Origin of the sequence: Pseudomonas sp. URMO17WK12:I6 (genome assembly GCF_003253625.1) — a bacterium.
In the GTDB taxonomy this organism is placed as follows: domain Bacteria; phylum Pseudomonadota; class Gammaproteobacteria; order Pseudomonadales; family Pseudomonadaceae; genus Aquipseudomonas.
Genome location: NZ_QKYZ01000005.1, coordinates 307,757 through 322,665, shown reverse-complemented (window position 1 = coordinate 322,665; position 14,909 = coordinate 307,757). Strand labels below are relative to the sequence as shown.

Sequence of the window (14,909 nt, the reverse complement as noted above, 5' to 3'; positions counted from 1 at the left end):
TCCCGATCAGTTGGTGATGTACTTGGCGCTGACGTACGGCGCGTAGTCCGGCAGCACAGCCTCGACCTTGCCCTGTTCCTTGAGGAACGCCGCGGTGTCGGTAATGGCCTTGGTGGTCGGCGCGCCGAGGGTGATCACCTGATCAGCCGCCAGCGGATACACGTTGCCTTGCAGCAGCAGCGGAATATCGCTGGCCTTGGCACCGGAGAGTTTCACCAGTTTGTCGACGTTGCTTTGGTTGGCTAGCCAGGCTTGCGGATCCTTGCGGTAGTCGGCGTAGGCATCGAGGGTCACTTTGGCGAATGCGGTGACGATCTCCGGATGCTTCTCGGCGAAGTCCTTGCGCACGATCCAGGCATCGAAGGTCGGCGCGCCGAACTTGGCCAGTTCGCCGGAAGTGATCAGCACTTTGCCGTTTTCCTTGGCCACACCGAGCGCCGGGTCCCACACGTAGGTGGCGTCGATGTCACCGCGTTTCCATGCCGCGATGATCGCTGGCGGCGCGAGGTTGAGCACGGTGACTTTCGACGGGTCGATGTTCCAGTGTTTCAGCGCTGCAAGCAGGCTGTAGTGGCCGGTGGAGACGAACGGTACGGCGACTTTCTTGCCGATCAGGTCTTGCGGGGTCTTGATCCCGGACCCGTCGCGCGCGACCAAGGCTTCGGCGGCGCCGATCTGGGTGGCGATGAGGAAGGTTTCCACCGGGACTTTGCGGGTGATTGCCGCCGTCAGGGGGCTGGAGCCGAGATAGCCGATCTGCACATCGCCGGAAGCGATGGCGGCGATGATGTCGGCGCCGCTATCGAATTTGCGCCAGTCGATACTGGCTTTGGTGGCTTTTTCGTAGGCGCCGTCGGCTTGGGCGACTTTGGCCGGGTCAACGGTGGTCTGGTAGGCGACGGTCACGTCTGCCGCCTGAGCCAGGAAGCTCGCCGCAGCCAACGACGCGGCCACCAGGAGGCGAAGGGGGGAAATCAGTTTCATGGGGAAGCTCCTTTTCAGACGACCGGGAGTCGGCGTGAAAAAGAGACTAAATGATATAAGAAACTTAAAATAAATAACTTTTTAGAATTAGCATATGAGCGGAAAATTCTAAGGGAGAATAGTCGTGTATTGCTCTTGTGGCGAGGGAGCTTGCTCCCGCTGGACCGGGCTGGCGCTCCAGGCCGAAGGACTCTCAAAAAAAGCGAAGGTGTTGTGCCAGATTAAACACCGTCGCAGATTTTACGGCTGCTGCGCAGCCGAGCGGGAGCAAGCTCCCTCGCCACAGAGGTTTACGTCTAATTGCTGATCGCCAGAATGCTCGCCTGATACGCTCCGACAAACACATCGAAATCGCCGACTTCATTCTGTTCAAGTTCAGCCTGTTGAGCCAACGACGAACGCGCCAACTCTTCAAACCTGGCCTGTTCTTCGCCTGAAAGCGGCTCGCTGCGGAAAAACTCCGCATGCACCTGGCTTTGGCGCAAGGAGAACTGGGCGAAGCTTTCCTTGTGCTCGGCCATCGCTGCCAGCACCTGGGCCGATGGCGTCAGGGACGAGTCCTGGACCTTGGCCATTTGGGCGTCCAGCGCCTTGCTGTGGGCATCGCCGCCATGGCTCTGATCCAGCAGCGCCGCCAGTGGCGCAATCTTCTCCAGCAATTCGCCGGCCCATTCCTTCATGTCCACCGCTTGCCCGTCGCGTTGCAGTTGTAGGCCCGGACGACGACCTTCCTTGACCACGCTGAGGAAGTTCGACGTTGCGTTACCGCAGCTGGTACTGGTCAACAGCGGGCTGTCGTTCAGCGCGCAGTACAGCAGGAATGCGTCGAGGAACCGTGATTCGGTGAGGTCGATGCCCATCGGCAGGAACGGGTTGATGTCCAGGCAGCGGACTTCGACGTACTGGATGCCACGGGCCACCAGCGCCTGAATCGGCCGTTCGCCGGTGTAGGTCACACGCTTGGGGCGGATGTTGGAGTAGTACTCGTTTTCGATCTGCAGGATGTTGGTGTTGAGCTGAACCCACTCACCGTCCTTGTGCGTACCCACCTCGACGTACGCTGGATACGGCGTAGCTACCGCTTTGCGCAGGCTGTCGGTGTAGCTGGTCAGATCGTTGTAGCACGGCGTCAGGCCGGCTTGGGCGTTGCTCTGGTAACCCAGATCGCTCATGCGCAGGCTGGTGGCGTACGGCAGGTACAAGGTGTCCGGATCCAGTTGTTCCAGTTGATGCGAGCGACCGCGCAGGAAACCGGCGTCCAGCGCCGGCGAGGCGCCGAACAGGTACATCAGCAGCCAGCTGTAGCGACGGAAGTTGCGGATCAGCGCGATGTAGGCTGACGACTGATAATCGCGGTCGGTGCCGACAAAGCCTTCGGCCTCTTTAAGCAGCGGCCAGAGCTTTTCCGGCAGGGAAAAGTTGTAGTGGATCCCGGCGATGCACTGCATGGTCTTGCCGTAACGCAGGGCCAGGCCCTTGCGATAGACGTACTTGAGCTGACCGATGTTGGAGGTGCCGTAATAGGCGATCGGGATGTCTTCCTCGGCCGGCAACGGGCACGGCATCGACGGACTCCACAGGTACTCGTCGCCGAGTTTGCTGTAGGCAAACCGGTGAATCTTGTCCAGGCTCGCCAGCGTATCCGCCGGGTCTGGCAGGGCCGGCGTGATGAACTCCAGCAGCGACTCGGAGTAGTCAGTGGTGATTTGTTCGTTGGTCAGCGCGGAACCCAATGCTTCGGGGTGCGGCGTTTGCGCCAGACGCCCTTCGCCTGTCACGCGCAGGCATTCACGTTCGATGCCGTGAAGGCACTGTTCGAGCAGAGAGAGGTTAGCGCGCTCGCCGAGCAGAGCCAGGCGGCGGTTGAGAAGTTCGCTCAAGTTGGATTCCTTCACGCGTCAGTCGCCCCAATATGGGGGTGGGCAAGACGGTCTACAAGGGTGAAGTTGAAACTGGCGTTTTCGCCTGGTTCTTGAGCCATACAGGCCCGTATTGAAAGGCCAACTTCAATCCTTGAATCTGGCAGACACGAGCGAAGGAAACTCCGACGCTGTAGTCACAGCGCCGAAATTAACTCAAATTGATGATTGGGGGCTACAGGACAGCGAACGTGCCTTGTGCTTTTGCGACCAGTTTGTCGCCTTGCATCACATCGGCCTCGACGACAAGCGTGCGACGGCCCGGGTGGATCACCCTGGCCGTGCACATCACTTCACCGTCGGCGACGGCGCGGATGTAGTTGATCTTGCACTCGATGGTCGCGCTTTGCTGGTCAAAGCCGTGGGTGCTGGAGCAGGCCAGCCCCATGGCAATGTCCACCAGACTGAACAAAGCCCCGCCGTGCAGCTTGCCGCCGCGATTGCGCAACTGTGGCTCCAGCGCCAGGGCGACTTGCGCCACCCCGGTGTCCAGGCTGTGCAAGCGACACCCCAGCAGCTTGAAAAATGCGCTTTCGGTCAAGCCGGCCGGGATCTCCATCAACGTTTCTTCAACTGCTTGGCGTTGGCGAACAGCGACGCCATGGCGTTGTTGGTCGGAGCCGCTGCCGGGGTTTCCTTGCGCGGCGCGGTGTTCTGGGATTGGCGCGGAGCCGACCCCGGACGTGCACCACGGGCACCGTCGATCTTCTCGCCCGGGGTGTCGCTCATGCGCATCGACAGGCCGACGCGTTTGCGCGGGATATCGACTTCCATGACCTTCACCTTGACCACATCACCGGCCTTCACCGCTTCGCGTGGATCCTTGATGAACTTCTCCGACAGCGCGGAAATGTGCACCAGACCGTCCTGATGCACGCCGATGTCGACGAAGGCACCGAAGTTGGTCACGTTGGTGACCACGCCTTCGAGGATCATGCCCAGTTGCAGGTCCTTGAGGTCTTCGACGCCGTCCTGGAACTCAGCGGTCTTGAACTCGGGACGCGGGTCGCGGCCAGGTTTTTCCAGCTCTTGCAGAATGTCGGTGACCGTCGGCAGGCCGAACGTTTCGTCGGTGTACTTCTTCGGGTCCAGGCGCTTGAGGAACGCGGCGTCGCCGATCAGCGAGCGAATGTCGCGGTCGGTTTCAGCGGCAATGCGCTGCACCAGCGGATAGGCTTCCGGGTGAACCGCCGACGAATCCAGCGGGTTGTCGCCATTCATTACGCGCAGGAAGCCGGCGGCCTGTTCGAAGGTTTTTTCACCCAGTCGGGCGACTTTCTTCAATGCCGCACGGGTTTTGAACGCGCCGTGTTCGTCACGGTGGGCAACAATGTTCTGCGCCAGGGTCGCGTTGAGGCCGGAGATGCGCGCCAGCAGCGCCACGGAGGCGGTATTCACGTCCACGCCCACGGCGTTCACGCAGTCTTCGACCACTGCGTCCAGGCCGCGCGCCAGTTTCAGCTGCGACACGTCGTGCTGGTATTGGCCAACGCCGATGGATTTCGGATCGATTTTCACCAGCTCGGCCAGCGGGTCCTGCAAGCGACGAGCGATGGACACCGCGCCACGGATCGACACGTCCAGGTCCGGGAATTCCTTGGAAGCCAGTTCCGAAGCCGAGTACACCGATGCACCGGCCTCGGAGACCATGACTTTGGTCATCTTCATGGCTGGGTATTTTTTGATCAGTTCAGCCGCCAGCTTGTCGGTTTCGCGGCTGGCGGTGCCGTTGCCGATGGCGATCAGGTCCACCGAATGCTTGGCGCACAGGGCGGCGAGCACGGCGAGGGTCTGGTCCCACTTGTTGTGCGGCACGTGCGGGTAAACCGTGGCGTGGTCCAGCAGCTTGCCGGTGGCGTCGACCACGGCGACCTTGCAGCCGGTGCGCAGGCCCGGATCGAGGCCCAGGGTGGCACGCGGGCCGGCCGGCGCGGCCAGCAGCAGGTCGTGCAGGTTGTGGGCGAACACGTTGATCGCTTCGGTTTCCGCGCCGTCGCGCAGCTCGCCCAGCAGATCGGTTTCCAGGTGGGTGTAGAGCTTGACCTTCCAGGTCCAGCGCACCACTTCGCCCAGCCATTTGTCGGCGGCGCGGTTCTGGTTCTGGATGCCGAATTGCTGGCCGATCATGCCTTCGCACGGGTGCATGGTGCCCGGCAGTTCGTCACCGACTTTCAGCGCGGAGCTGAGAATGCCTTCGTTGCGGCCACGGAAAATCGCCAGTGCGCGGTGGGACGGCATGCTTTTCAGCGGTTCGTCGTGTTCGAAGTAGTCGCGGAACTTGGCGCCTTCCTCTTCCTTGCCGGCGATCACGCGGGCACTGAGGGTGGCTTCCTGCTTGAGGTAATTGCGCAGCTTGTCCAGCAGACCGGCGTCTTCGGCGAAGCGCTCCATGAGGATGTACTTGGCGCCTTCGAGCGCGGCCTTCACATCGGCCACGCCTTTTTCGGCGTCGATGAAGCGCGCCGCTTCGGTTTCCGGATTCAGGGTTGGATCGTTGAACAGGCCTTCGGCCAGTTCGCCGAGGCCGGCTTCCAGGGCGATCTGGCCCTTGGTGCGGCGCTTCTGCTTGTACGGCAGGTACAAGTCTTCGAGGCGGGTCTTGGTGTCGGCGAGCTTGATGTCGCGCTCAAGTGCAGGGGTCAGCTTGCCTTGCTCCTCGATGCTGGCGAGGATGCTGATACGCCGTTCGTCGAGTTCTCGCAGGTAGCGCAGACGCTCTTCCAGATGACGCAGTTGCGTGTCATCGAGGCTGCCGGTCACTTCTTTCCGGTAGCGGGCGATGAAGGGCACCGTGGAGCCTTCATCGAGTAGCGCGACGGCCGCTTCGACCTGTTGTGGGCGGACGCCGAGTTCCTCGGCGATGCGGCTGTTGATGCTGTCCATAAAACCACCTGACAAATTGTGAAAGCAGGCTCGCAGGCGCGGAAATAGGGCCTTCGCGAGTCTGGTTGAGCGGCCTGGCGAGCGCCGCTACCTGGATCAACAGGCATTGCCGTTGACCCGTGAAATCGAACAATTACTGCCAGCGCCATGAAAATAAAAAGTGGTTACCGGCAATAACGATCAGACGTTGCCTGACACAAAAGGCCGCGCATTATAACCAGCGTTCTGTCATTCGGGGGCATTGCAGGCTGTAGGCGAAAAGACTGGTTTTCTGGCGGTGAAGGAAAAATCTGCTAACAATGCACTCGGTGCGTATAACGGCAGCTACGCCATAATGCGCGCCGAGATCAAAGGAGCATCTAATGAGCAGCACTGCACAAACTGCTGAAGGCGAAAAAATTCTTATCGTTGACGACGATCCAGGGCTGAGCAGCCTGCTGGAACGCTTTTTCGTCAGCAAGGGCTACCGTGCCCGCGCCGTCCCGAACACTGAACAAATGGACCGCCTGCTGGCGCGTGAAGTGTTCAACCTGGTCGTCCTCGACCTGATGCTGCCCGGCGAAGACGGCCTGACCGCCTGCCGCCGCCTGCGCACGGCGAACAATCAGATTCCAATCATCATGCTCACCGCCAAGGGCGACGAGCTGAGCCGCATCAAGGGCCTGGAACTGGGCGCCGACGATTACCTGGCCAAGCCGTTCAACCCGGACGAGCTGATGGCCCGGGTCAAAGCGGTGCTGCGGCGCCAGGCAGCACCGGTGCCGGGTGCGCCGGGCAGCGAAGACGAAAGCGTGACCTTCGGTGACTACGAGCTGTCCCTGGCCACTCGCGAACTCAAGCGTGGCGACAAAGTGCATATGCTCACCACCGGTGAGTTCGCGGTGCTCAAGGCCCTGGTCATGAACGCCCGTCAACCGCTGACCCGCGACAAGCTGATGAACCTGGCCCGTGGCCGCGAGTGGGATGCCCTGGAGCGTTCCATCGACGTGCAGATATCCCGTCTGCGCCGGATGATCGAGCCCGATCCGTCCAAACCGCGCTACATCCAGACCGTCTGGGGCGTGGGCTACGTGTTCGTTCCGGATGGCGCCGCCACGAAGTGATCGGTGATTTGTAGGAGCGGGTCCTGCGGGCAACGGGTCGGATGACCTTTCCCGCAGACTCGCGATCCGCAATATGCGAGCATCGCTCGCTCCTGCAAGTGTGTAGCGGTTACCCATGAAAACCCCTGTTTGGTTCCCCCAGAGCTTCTTCTCCCGCACCCTGTGGCTGGTGCTGATCGTCGTCCTGTTCTCCAAGGCGCTGACCCTGGTTTATCTGTTGATGAACGAAGACGTGCTGGTGGATCGCCAATACAGCCACGGCGTCGCCCTGACGCTGCGCGCCTATTGGGCCGCCGATGAAGAGAACCGCGCGAAGATTGCCGATGCCGCGACCCTGATCCGGGTGGTAGGGGCCGGTGTGCCCGAAGGCGAGCAGCACTGGCCGTACAGCGAGATCTACCAGCGACAGATGCAGGCCGAACTGGGTGCCGACACCGAAGTACGATTACGCATGCACTCGCCACCGGCGCTGTGGGTCCGGGCGCCCAGCCTGGGCGATGGCTGGCTGAAAGTGCCGCTGTATCCGCATCCGTTGCGCGGCCAGAAAATCTGGAACGTGCTCGGCTGGTTCCTCGCCATCGGCTTGTTGTCGACCGCTTCGGCGTGGATTTTCGTCAGCCAGCTCAATCAACCGTTGAAACGTCTGGTCTATGCCGCGCGGCAACTCGGTCAGGGCCGCAGCGTGCGTCTGCCGATCAGCGACACGCCGAGTGAAATGACCGAGGTCTATCGCGCCTTCAATCAGATGGCCGAAGATGTCGAACAGGCGGGGCGTGAGCGCGAGCTGATGCTGGCCGGGGTGTCTCACGACCTGCGCACGCCGCTGACCCGTTTGCGACTGTCCCTGGAACTGATGGGCGATCACAGCGACCTGACGGACGACATGATCCGCGACATCGAAGACATGGACGCGATTCTTGACCAGTTCCTGGCCTTCATTCGCGACGGTCGTGACGAGTTGGTGGAAGAAGTGGACCTGAGCGATCTGGTTCGCGAAGTCGCGGCACCGTACAACCAGAACGAAGAAAAAGTGCACTTGCGCCTGGAGCCGATCCAGCCGTTCCCGTTGCGTCGGGTGTCGATGAAGCGGCTGCTGAACAACCTGATCGGCAATGCGCTGCATCACGCAGGCAGTGGAGTGGAAGTGGCGGCTTATGTGTCCGGGGATACCAGCGCGCCGTATGTGGTGCTGAGTGTCATGGACCGTGGCGCGGGGATTGATCCGTCGGAGCTGGAAGCGATTTTCAACCCGTTCACCCGTGGCGATCGGGCCCGGGGCGGAAAGGGGACGGGGTTGGGGCTGGCGATCGTGAAACGGATCGCCTCGATGCATGGCGGGAATGTCGAGCTGCGCAACCGCTCCGGTGGTGGGCTGGAAGCGCGGGTTCGGTTGCCGCTTGGGTTGATGTTGCCGCGGGATGCGGTTTAAGCGTCGTACACAACCTCTGTGGCGAGGGAGCTTGCTCCCGCTCGGTTGCGCAGCGACCGTGAAATCAGGCAACCGTATTTCAATGAAAAAACACGGTTGCCGGTTTCGGGAGTCCTTCGGCCTGGACCTCCAGCCCGGTTCAGCGGGAGCAAGCTCCCTCGCCACAGGGCCTGAGTAAGCTTCACCCTTTACCTTTGGTCCGCGTCATATTTGGCCCGCCATTCTTCTCCAGATGCTCGATGATGATCCCCGCCACGTTCTTCCCGGTGGTGGTTTCAATCCCTTCCAGACCCGGCGACGAGTTCACTTCCATCACCAACGGGCCGTGATTGGAACGCAGGATATCCACACCCGCCACTGCCAAACCCATGACCTTCGCTGCACGCAACGCGGTCATGCGCTCTTCCGGGGTGATCTTGATCAGGCTCGCGCTACCGCCGCGATGCAGGTTGGAGCGAAATTCCCCCGGCTTGGCCTGGCGCTTCATCGCCGCGATCACCTTGTCACCGACCACGAAACAGCGAATGTCCGCGCCGCCGGCTTCCTTGATGTACTCCTGAACCATGATGTTCTGCTTCAAGCCCATGAAGGCCTCGATCACCGACTCCGCCGCCGTCGCCGTTTCACACAGCACCACGCCGATGCCCTGGGTGCCTTCCAGCACTTTGATCACCAGCGGTGCGCCGTTGACCATCTCGATCAAGTCGGGAATGTCATCCGGGGAGTGCGCAAAACCGGTGACCGGCAAACCAATCCCCCGGCGCGACAGCAATTGCAGGGAACGCAGTTTGTCTCGGGAACGGGCGATGGCCACCGACTCGTTGAGCGGAAACACCCCCATCATTTCGAACTGGCGCAGCACCGCGCAGCCATAAAATGTGACCGATGCGCCGATCCGCGGGATCACCGCATCGAAACCCTCCAGCGGTTTGCCACGGTAGTGGATTTGCGGCTTGTGGCTGGCAATGTTCATGTAGGCGCGCAGGGTGTCGATCACCACCATTTCATGGCCACGCTCTACACCGGCTTCGACCAGACGACGGGTGGAATACAGACGCGGATTCCGCGACAGCACAGCGATCTTCATGCAACACCTGTGGAGAGGGTAGATACCGGGAACACCGGCTTGTCTTGTACATATTTGATGCCCGGATTGACCACCAACTGGCCGTCGATCAGGGCTTTGGAACCGAGTAACAGGCGATAACGCATGGACTTGCGGCAGGCGAGGGTGAACTCGACCCGCCAGACCCGATCACCGAGGGCCAGGGTGGTACTGACCACATAGCGCATCTGCGCGTGGCCGTTGGAGCTTTTAATGGTTTTCATCGTCACCAGCGGTGCTTCGCAGCGCCGGTGCCGCAATTGCACCACCGTGCCCAGGTGCGCGGTGAAGCGCACCCACTGTTCGCCGTCGCGCTCGAACGGCTCGATGTCGGTGGCATGCAGGCTGGAGGTACTGGCGCCGGTGTCGATTTTTGCCCGAAGGCCCGCGACTCCCAAATCCGGGAGCGCCACCCACTCGCGCAGACCGACAACGGTCAAATGGTCAAATGTCTTCAAAAGTGCTCAACCGGCAAAAACCGCTCAGGCCGTGTGCGGCCGAATTCGCGGTATTCACGCAGAATAATGGGTAAAAGGCGACAGATATCTACGGCCCGGATTTTCATCCCTCAAACAGGGGGGGAATGCCTGCATTCTAATCCACGGCGTTGTGATTCATGGCACGACAGAAACGGTAGTACAGTTCATCGATATTTCAGAATGAGGACATCCAATGGCACAAAAAAGCGAAGAGGACGACAAGGTCCGTCTCGATAAATGGTTGTGGGCTGCGCGTTTTTATAAAACACGTGCCTTGGCCAAGGCCGCGATTGAAAGCGGCAAGGTGCATTGCCGGGGCGAGCGCTGCAAGCCAGGCAAGGAGCCGAGGATCGGCGACGAGTTTCAGATTCGCACCGGCTTCGAGGAGCGCACGGTGGTGGTCCAGGCGTTGTCGATCGTGCGTCGTGGCGCGCCGGAAGCCCAGGCTCTGTATGCCGAAACCGAAGCCAGCATTGCCAAGCGCGAAGCGGCGGCGGCCATGCGCAAGGCCGGGGCGTTGGGCGTGAGCACCGACGGCAAACCGAGCAAGAAACAGCGCCGGGATTTGTTCAAGTTTCGCGGCAGCAGCAACGACGAGTAGTGACGGCCGTCGGGCGCAGACTTGTAATCGCCTGCCTGTGCAGCCATATGGGGGATATTCGCCAACGGCGCATTTCGCAGGTGAAAGCACCGCTCGTCGAAAACCGAGGTTTGACCTTGCTTGGAACAACCCCGAATTGTTCATAAAATGCCGCTATGGCTAAGCTCACCCCCAAAAGTGCTGCTACGGCGTGTTTCATTTTTTGTAACCTTTTTTGTCACCACTTCAGATACCCAGACCTATGACCGATCTACCGGATACCGACTACACCCAACGCTTCATCTTCGATGACAGCGACACCCGCGGCGAACTGGTGGCATTGGAGCGTAGCTATGCCGAAGTCCTCGCCAAACACACCTATCCGGAGCCGGTCGCGCAACTGCTGGGCGAGCTGATGGCGGCTGCAGCGTTGCTGGTAGGCACCTTGAAGTTCGATGGCTTGCTGATTCTTCAGGCCCGTTCCGAAGGCCCGGTGCCGATGCTGATGATCGAGTGCTCCAGCGAGCGCGAAATTCGCGGCCTGGCCCGCTACGACGCCGAGCAGATCGCGCCCGATGCGACGCTCGCCGACCTGATGCCCAATGGCGTGTTGGCGCTGACTGTCGACCCGACTCAAGGCCAGCGCTATCAGGGTATCGTCGATCTCGACGGTGAAACCCTGTCCGATTGCTTCACCAACTATTTCGTCATGTCGCAGCAGGTTGGCACCCGCTTCAAGCTGTACGCCGACGGCCGTCGTGCCCGTGGCCTGCTGTTGCAGCAATTGCCTGCCGACCGTCTGAAAGATGAAGAAGATCGCGCCGCCAGTTGGCAGCACATCACCGCCCTGGCCAGCACCCTGACCGCCGACGAATTGCTGAGCCTGGACAACGAAACCGTGCTCCATCGCCTGTACCACGAAGAACAAGTGCGTCTGTTCGATGTGCAGAAACTGCGCTTCCATTGCAGTTGCTCCCGGGAACGCTCGGGCAATGCGCTGGTCAGTCTGGGACTGGAAGATGCGCAGCAGCTGGTCGTCGAGCATGGCGGCAGCATCGAGGTCGATTGCCAGTTTTGCAACGAGCGCTACCTGTTCGACGCGGCCGATATCACCCAATTATTCGCCGGTGCAGGGGTTGATACGCCGTCAGATACTCGTCACTAAAACGCTTCAGCGCAGGTAAATTCACTGCTTAGCGCCGGAATAACGCCGTTCTGACGGGAGGGCCCTACACTTTTTGGGCTTTTCTGGCATAATCCGGCCCACTTTTTTCGCGGTAGTAGTGCACGACTTTCTACTACAAAACGTTTGGAGCACTCGGCCACTGGCCGACGGGGAACCTCATGACGCAAGCCAATAACGCCGTGTACACCGATCTGAGTGTTGATGATCTGGTTAAACAAGCCCTGAATCGCGGTGAAGGCGAGCTTGCCGATACCGGCGCGCTGGTTGTTCGCACCGGTCACCGTACCGGCCGTTCGCCAGTCGATCGTTTCATCGTTGAAGAGCCGACTACTCAGGACGCCATTGCCTGGGGCCCGATCAACCGCAAGTTCCCGGCCGACAAGTTCGATGCCCTGTGGGCTCGCGTCGAGGCGTTCAACAACGCGCAAGAGCATTTCGTTTCCCACGTGCACGTAGGTTCGGCTGAAGAGCACTACCTGGCCGTGAAAATGACTACCCAGACTGCCTGGCAGAACCTGTTCGGTCGTTGCCTGTTCATCAACCCGGCCCAGTACAACCCGGCCGGTCGTGAAGAGTGGCAAGTTCTGAACGTCGCCAACTTCGAGTGCGTGCCAGAGCGTGACGGCACCAACTCCGACGGTTGCGTGATCATCAACTTCGCGCAGAAAAAAGTGCTGCTCGCCGGCATGCGCTACGCCGGTGAAATGAAGAAAGCCATGTTCTCGGTGCAGAACTTCCTGCTGCCGGCCGCCGACGTGCTGCCAATGCACTGCGCCGCCAACATCGGCGAAGCGGGCGACGTGACCCTGTTCTTCGGTCTGTCCGGCACCGGCAAGACCACCCTGTCCGCCGACGAAAGCCGTTACCTGATCGGTGACGACGAACACGGCTGGGGCGAAGGCGTGGTGTTCAACATCGAAGGCGGTTGCTATGCCAAGTGCATCGACCTGTCCGAGAAGAACGAGCCGGTCATCTGGAAAGCCATCAAACACGGCGCAGTCCTGGAAAACGTTGTTATCGACGACGCCAAGCACGCCGACTACACCGATGTCAGCCTGACCCAGAACAGCCGCGCCGCCTACCCGCTGGAGCACGTAGCCAAGCGTTCCGAGAAGAACCTCGGTGGTGAGCCAAACGCGGTGATCTTCCTGACCTGCGACCTGACCGGCGTGCTGCCGCCAGTGTCGATCCTCAATGAAGAACAAGCGGCCTACCACTTCCTGTCCGGCTACACCGCACTGGTGGGCTCGACCGAAATGGGTTCCGGCAGCGGCATCAAGTCGACCTTCTCCACCTGCTTCGGCGCACCGTTCTTCCCGCGTCCGGCTGGCGAATACGCAGAACTGCTGATCAAACGCATCCGCGGCTTCGGCTCCAAGGTCTACCTGGTCAACACCGGCTGGACCGGCGGCGGCTACGGCGTCGGCAAACGCTTCAACATCCCGACCACCCGCGGCGTGATCGCAGCGATCCAGAGCGGCGCGTTGATCGGTGCCGAGACTGAGCACCTGGACACCATCAACCTTGACGTGCCATTGGCTGTGCCGGGCGTTGAGACTGGCCTGTTGAACCCACGTAACACCTGGGCTGACAAGGCTGCTTACGATGAAGCTGCTAAAGCACTGGCCGGGTTGTTTGTCGAGAACTTCAAGAAGTTCGACGTGAGCGACGCGATCAAGGCTGCTGGGCCGAAGTTGTAAGAGTTGGTTTGATGTAATGAGAAAGCCGCCCTTTGGGGCGGCTTTTTTGTGGGCGCTGATTCATTTTCCTTGAAGCAAAACTGGCAATATTCCCGCAGTAAACACGCTAAACAGCCAGAATAATTCCACTTCTGTTGATCAGATCCCCTCGACCCCTTCCACTTCCTGCGTATCCCACCGTTGTTTCTTGACTGCTTTGTAGAGCATCCCAATAGTCAGCGGCACTTTGTCGCCACGACCCTTCGCTCGGCGCTTGAGAAACACATCAAACCCTTCCGGTTGAAAATACCGATATGCGTCGTAGTCGACGAAATCGATGGCGAACTGTTCCTCCAGCGCTTCCATCAGCTGCCGCGCATCAGCGCCATCGCAACCCAGGTCAAAGTTGATCGAGGTGGTGAGACTGATGGTTTTGCGTTCGGGCAGGCCGAGTTCTTCGTGCAGCAACTGCATGAGCAGGTGCATGGCGTGGTCGTCGGGGAAGTTGGGGGCGAGGATCATTACGGGGCATCCGGTTGGGCTTTGGAGGATCTTATTGGGCGTCGGATTCGTGGGGAAGGGCGCAAGCCCGATGGCAGCGGTTAAAACGTAAAGGATGTCTCCGGTTACTACCCAGGCAAGCCAGCTCCCACAGGGGCGCGGCTTGCCTGTTAGCGCGTGGTCAGGCTGGCGCTTTCCAGCCCATCATGCGTTGTTGGGCGACTTTCAGTAGGTCGCAGCCATCCTGGGTCAGCAAGAAGAGCGCGTGAGTGATGTGGGGGATGTCTTCGACATCAGCGTGTTTGAAGCAAACGCAGTGCAGGGTTTTGAGGAGATCACTGGAGGCTCGGATGCGCTGGAGGGCGGCTTCGAGGATGTCTTGCGGGTTGGCCTCTGTGTCGATGATCAGGGGCGGGGTGTCGGTGAGGTTGGATTGGAGTGAAAGGTAACGATCGCTGGAGAGCGGATTCCATGTCTTCATTGGTTTTAGCCTCAAATGCATCAGGAAGAACCGCCGTCACCGTGACCAAGCGATGGGAGGCGGACTGTGTTCGGGTTGGTCAACCGATGAGGCTCACATCCCGGCACGCCCGAGGGCGTCCCAAACACAGCCACCATATAGCGTGCAGGCACTTGAAGTGCCGGCAGCATACAACGGACGCGTAGATATGAGCCATTCGGGTGACCAAGCCCGAGTCGCTGATTTGGCAGCGACAGTCACGACTATAGGTTTGAGCCGCCGGGCAGCGATAGGCGACAAGGTGTCTTCGGTTGTAGGACCGGGACGAAGCGTTGATAGGGCGTTGCCTACGGACTTATCTCTTTTGCAGTTTGTCTCGTTTGATTGCCATCAGGTGTTTGACTTCTTCATCTGAAATGCTGGGGCGAGGGGCGTCGAGGCTGGTTTGTACTTGTGCTTTGAACCATGCGTCGTAGGCCGCTTTGTCGAGTCGTTGTTGAGTGTCGGGCATTTTGTTTTCGTCAGGTACACCGCGTTATCGATCATCGCGGGCAAGCCCGGCTCCCGCAGGGATCTTCGTTTAAGTTTGAATTTGTTTCAG

Annotated in this window: 14 protein-coding genes; 5 read left to right on the top strand and 9 right to left on the bottom strand. The window is 60.1% G+C overall.

The window, feature by feature from the left end:
- Positions 1-6 precede the first annotated feature (6 nt).
- The 4 genes from tauA to F475_RS11970 form a co-directional block, all read right to left on the bottom strand.
- Positions 7-984, bottom strand: a complete 978-nt coding sequence (tauA, locus tag F475_RS11985; RefSeq protein ID WP_018929322.1) for a taurine ABC transporter substrate-binding protein — start codon at positions 982-984, stop codon at positions 7-9.
- Between the two features lie 296 nt (positions 985-1,280).
- On the bottom strand, positions 1,281-2,864 hold the full coding sequence (gene gshA, locus F475_RS11980; protein ID WP_019581741.1) for a glutamate--cysteine ligase: 1,584 nt from the start codon (positions 2,862-2,864) through the stop codon (positions 1,281-1,283).
- Positions 2,865-3,078: 214 nt separating this feature from the next.
- Positions 3,079-3,462 carry a PaaI family thioesterase gene (locus tag F475_RS11975; protein ID WP_018929320.1) on the bottom strand — a complete coding sequence of 128 codons (384 nt, stop codon included), beginning with the start codon at positions 3,460-3,462 and terminating at the stop codon, positions 3,079-3,081.
- On the bottom strand, positions 3,462-5,786 hold the full coding sequence (locus tag F475_RS11970; protein ID WP_111453972.1) for a Tex family protein: 2,325 nt from the start codon (positions 5,784-5,786) through the stop codon (positions 3,462-3,464). Before F475_RS11970 ends, F475_RS11975 begins: the two co-directional genes overlap by 1 nt.
- A gap of 362 nt (positions 5,787-6,148) precedes the next feature.
- Between F475_RS11970 and ompR the strand changes: the two genes are divergently transcribed.
- Positions 6,149-6,889 carry a two-component system response regulator OmpR gene (gene ompR, locus F475_RS11965; RefSeq protein ID WP_007939544.1) on the top strand — a complete coding sequence of 247 codons (741 nt, stop codon included), beginning with the start codon at positions 6,149-6,151 and terminating at the stop codon, positions 6,887-6,889.
- Between the two features lie 115 nt (positions 6,890-7,004).
- The gene (locus tag F475_RS11960; RefSeq protein ID WP_007939543.1) at positions 7,005-8,318 is read left to right on the top strand and encodes an ATP-binding protein; all 1,314 of its coding nucleotides are present in this window, start codon (positions 7,005-7,007) and stop codon (positions 8,316-8,318) included.
- A gap of 181 nt (positions 8,319-8,499) precedes the next feature.
- Here the strand turns inward: F475_RS11960 and rimK are convergent, their stop codons facing one another.
- Positions 8,500-9,405, bottom strand: a complete 906-nt coding sequence (gene rimK, locus F475_RS11955) for a 30S ribosomal protein S6--L-glutamate ligase (protein ID WP_018929318.1) — start codon at positions 9,403-9,405, stop codon at positions 8,500-8,502.
- Positions 9,402-9,863 (bottom strand): ATP-dependent zinc protease, encoded by a 462-nt coding sequence (locus tag F475_RS11950; protein WP_172901254.1) that lies wholly within the window; start codon positions 9,861-9,863, stop codon positions 9,402-9,404. The genes rimK and F475_RS11950 overlap by 4 nt, the downstream gene beginning before the upstream one ends.
- A 232-nt stretch (positions 9,864-10,095) precedes the next feature.
- Between F475_RS11950 and F475_RS11945 the strand changes: the two genes are divergently transcribed.
- From F475_RS11945 to F475_RS11930, 3 genes are all read left to right on the top strand, one after another.
- The gene (locus F475_RS11945; protein WP_018929316.1) at positions 10,096-10,503 is read left to right on the top strand and encodes an RNA-binding S4 domain-containing protein; all 408 of its coding nucleotides are present in this window, start codon (positions 10,096-10,098) and stop codon (positions 10,501-10,503) included.
- A gap of 241 nt (positions 10,504-10,744) precedes the next feature.
- Positions 10,745-11,647 carry an Hsp33 family molecular chaperone HslO gene (gene hslO / locus F475_RS11940; protein ID WP_018929315.1) on the top strand — a complete coding sequence of 301 codons (903 nt, stop codon included), beginning with the start codon at positions 10,745-10,747 and terminating at the stop codon, positions 11,645-11,647.
- Positions 11,648-11,826: 179 nt separating this feature from the next.
- Positions 11,827-13,368: a phosphoenolpyruvate carboxykinase gene (locus F475_RS11930; RefSeq protein ID WP_018929314.1), complete on the top strand. Its 1,542-nt coding sequence runs from the start codon at positions 11,827-11,829 to the stop codon at positions 13,366-13,368.
- A gap of 138 nt (positions 13,369-13,506) precedes the next feature.
- On the opposite strand, the gene F475_RS11925 is transcribed toward F475_RS11930, so the two are convergent.
- The 3 genes from F475_RS11925 to F475_RS30460 form a co-directional block, all read right to left on the bottom strand.
- Positions 13,507-13,869, bottom strand: coding sequence for a DUF1493 family protein (locus F475_RS11925; RefSeq protein ID WP_086944160.1), 363 nt, complete (start codon positions 13,867-13,869; stop codon positions 13,507-13,509).
- Positions 13,870-14,029: 160 nt separating this feature from the next.
- Positions 14,030-14,329, bottom strand: coding sequence for a hypothetical protein (locus F475_RS11920; protein WP_111453971.1), 300 nt, complete (start codon positions 14,327-14,329; stop codon positions 14,030-14,032).
- 334 nt (positions 14,330-14,663) lie between these two features.
- Positions 14,664-14,819: a hypothetical protein gene (locus F475_RS30460; protein WP_168206150.1), complete on the bottom strand. Its 156-nt coding sequence runs from the start codon at positions 14,817-14,819 to the stop codon at positions 14,664-14,666.
- Between the last annotated feature and the right edge of the window lie 90 nt (positions 14,820-14,909).

Bases quoted from the DNA above. Each gene is read 5' to 3' on its own strand.
- tauA (WP_018929322.1), bottom strand. From the start codon at position 984: ATGAAACTGATTTCCCCCCTTCGCCTCCTGGTGGCCGCGTCGTTGGCT.
- F475_RS11975 (WP_018929320.1), bottom strand. From the start codon at position 3,462: ATGGAGATCCCGGCCGGCTTGACCGAAAGCGCATTTTTCAAGCTGCTG.
- F475_RS11970 (WP_111453972.1), bottom strand. From the start codon at position 5,786: ATGGACAGCATCAACAGCCGCATCGCCGAGGAACTCGGCGTCCGCCCA.
- ompR (WP_007939544.1), top strand. From the start codon at position 6,149: ATGAGCAGCACTGCACAAACTGCTGAAGGCGAAAAAATTCTTATCGTT.
- F475_RS11960 (WP_007939543.1), top strand. From the start codon at position 7,005: ATGAAAACCCCTGTTTGGTTCCCCCAGAGCTTCTTCTCCCGCACCCTG.
- rimK (WP_018929318.1), bottom strand. From the start codon at position 9,405: ATGAAGATCGCTGTGCTGTCGCGGAATCCGCGTCTGTATTCCACCCGT.
- F475_RS11945 (WP_018929316.1), top strand. From the start codon at position 10,096: ATGGCACAAAAAAGCGAAGAGGACGACAAGGTCCGTCTCGATAAATGG.
- hslO (WP_018929315.1), top strand. From the start codon at position 10,745: ATGACCGATCTACCGGATACCGACTACACCCAACGCTTCATCTTCGAT.
- F475_RS11930 (WP_018929314.1), top strand. From the start codon at position 11,827: ATGACGCAAGCCAATAACGCCGTGTACACCGATCTGAGTGTTGATGAT.
- F475_RS11925 (WP_086944160.1), bottom strand. From the start codon at position 13,869: ATGATCCTCGCCCCCAACTTCCCCGACGACCACGCCATGCACCTGCTC.
- F475_RS11920 (WP_111453971.1), bottom strand. From the start codon at position 14,329: ATGAAGACATGGAATCCGCTCTCCAGCGATCGTTACCTTTCACTCCAA.
- F475_RS30460 (WP_168206150.1), bottom strand. From the start codon at position 14,819: ATGCCCGACACTCAACAACGACTCGACAAAGCGGCCTACGACGCATGG.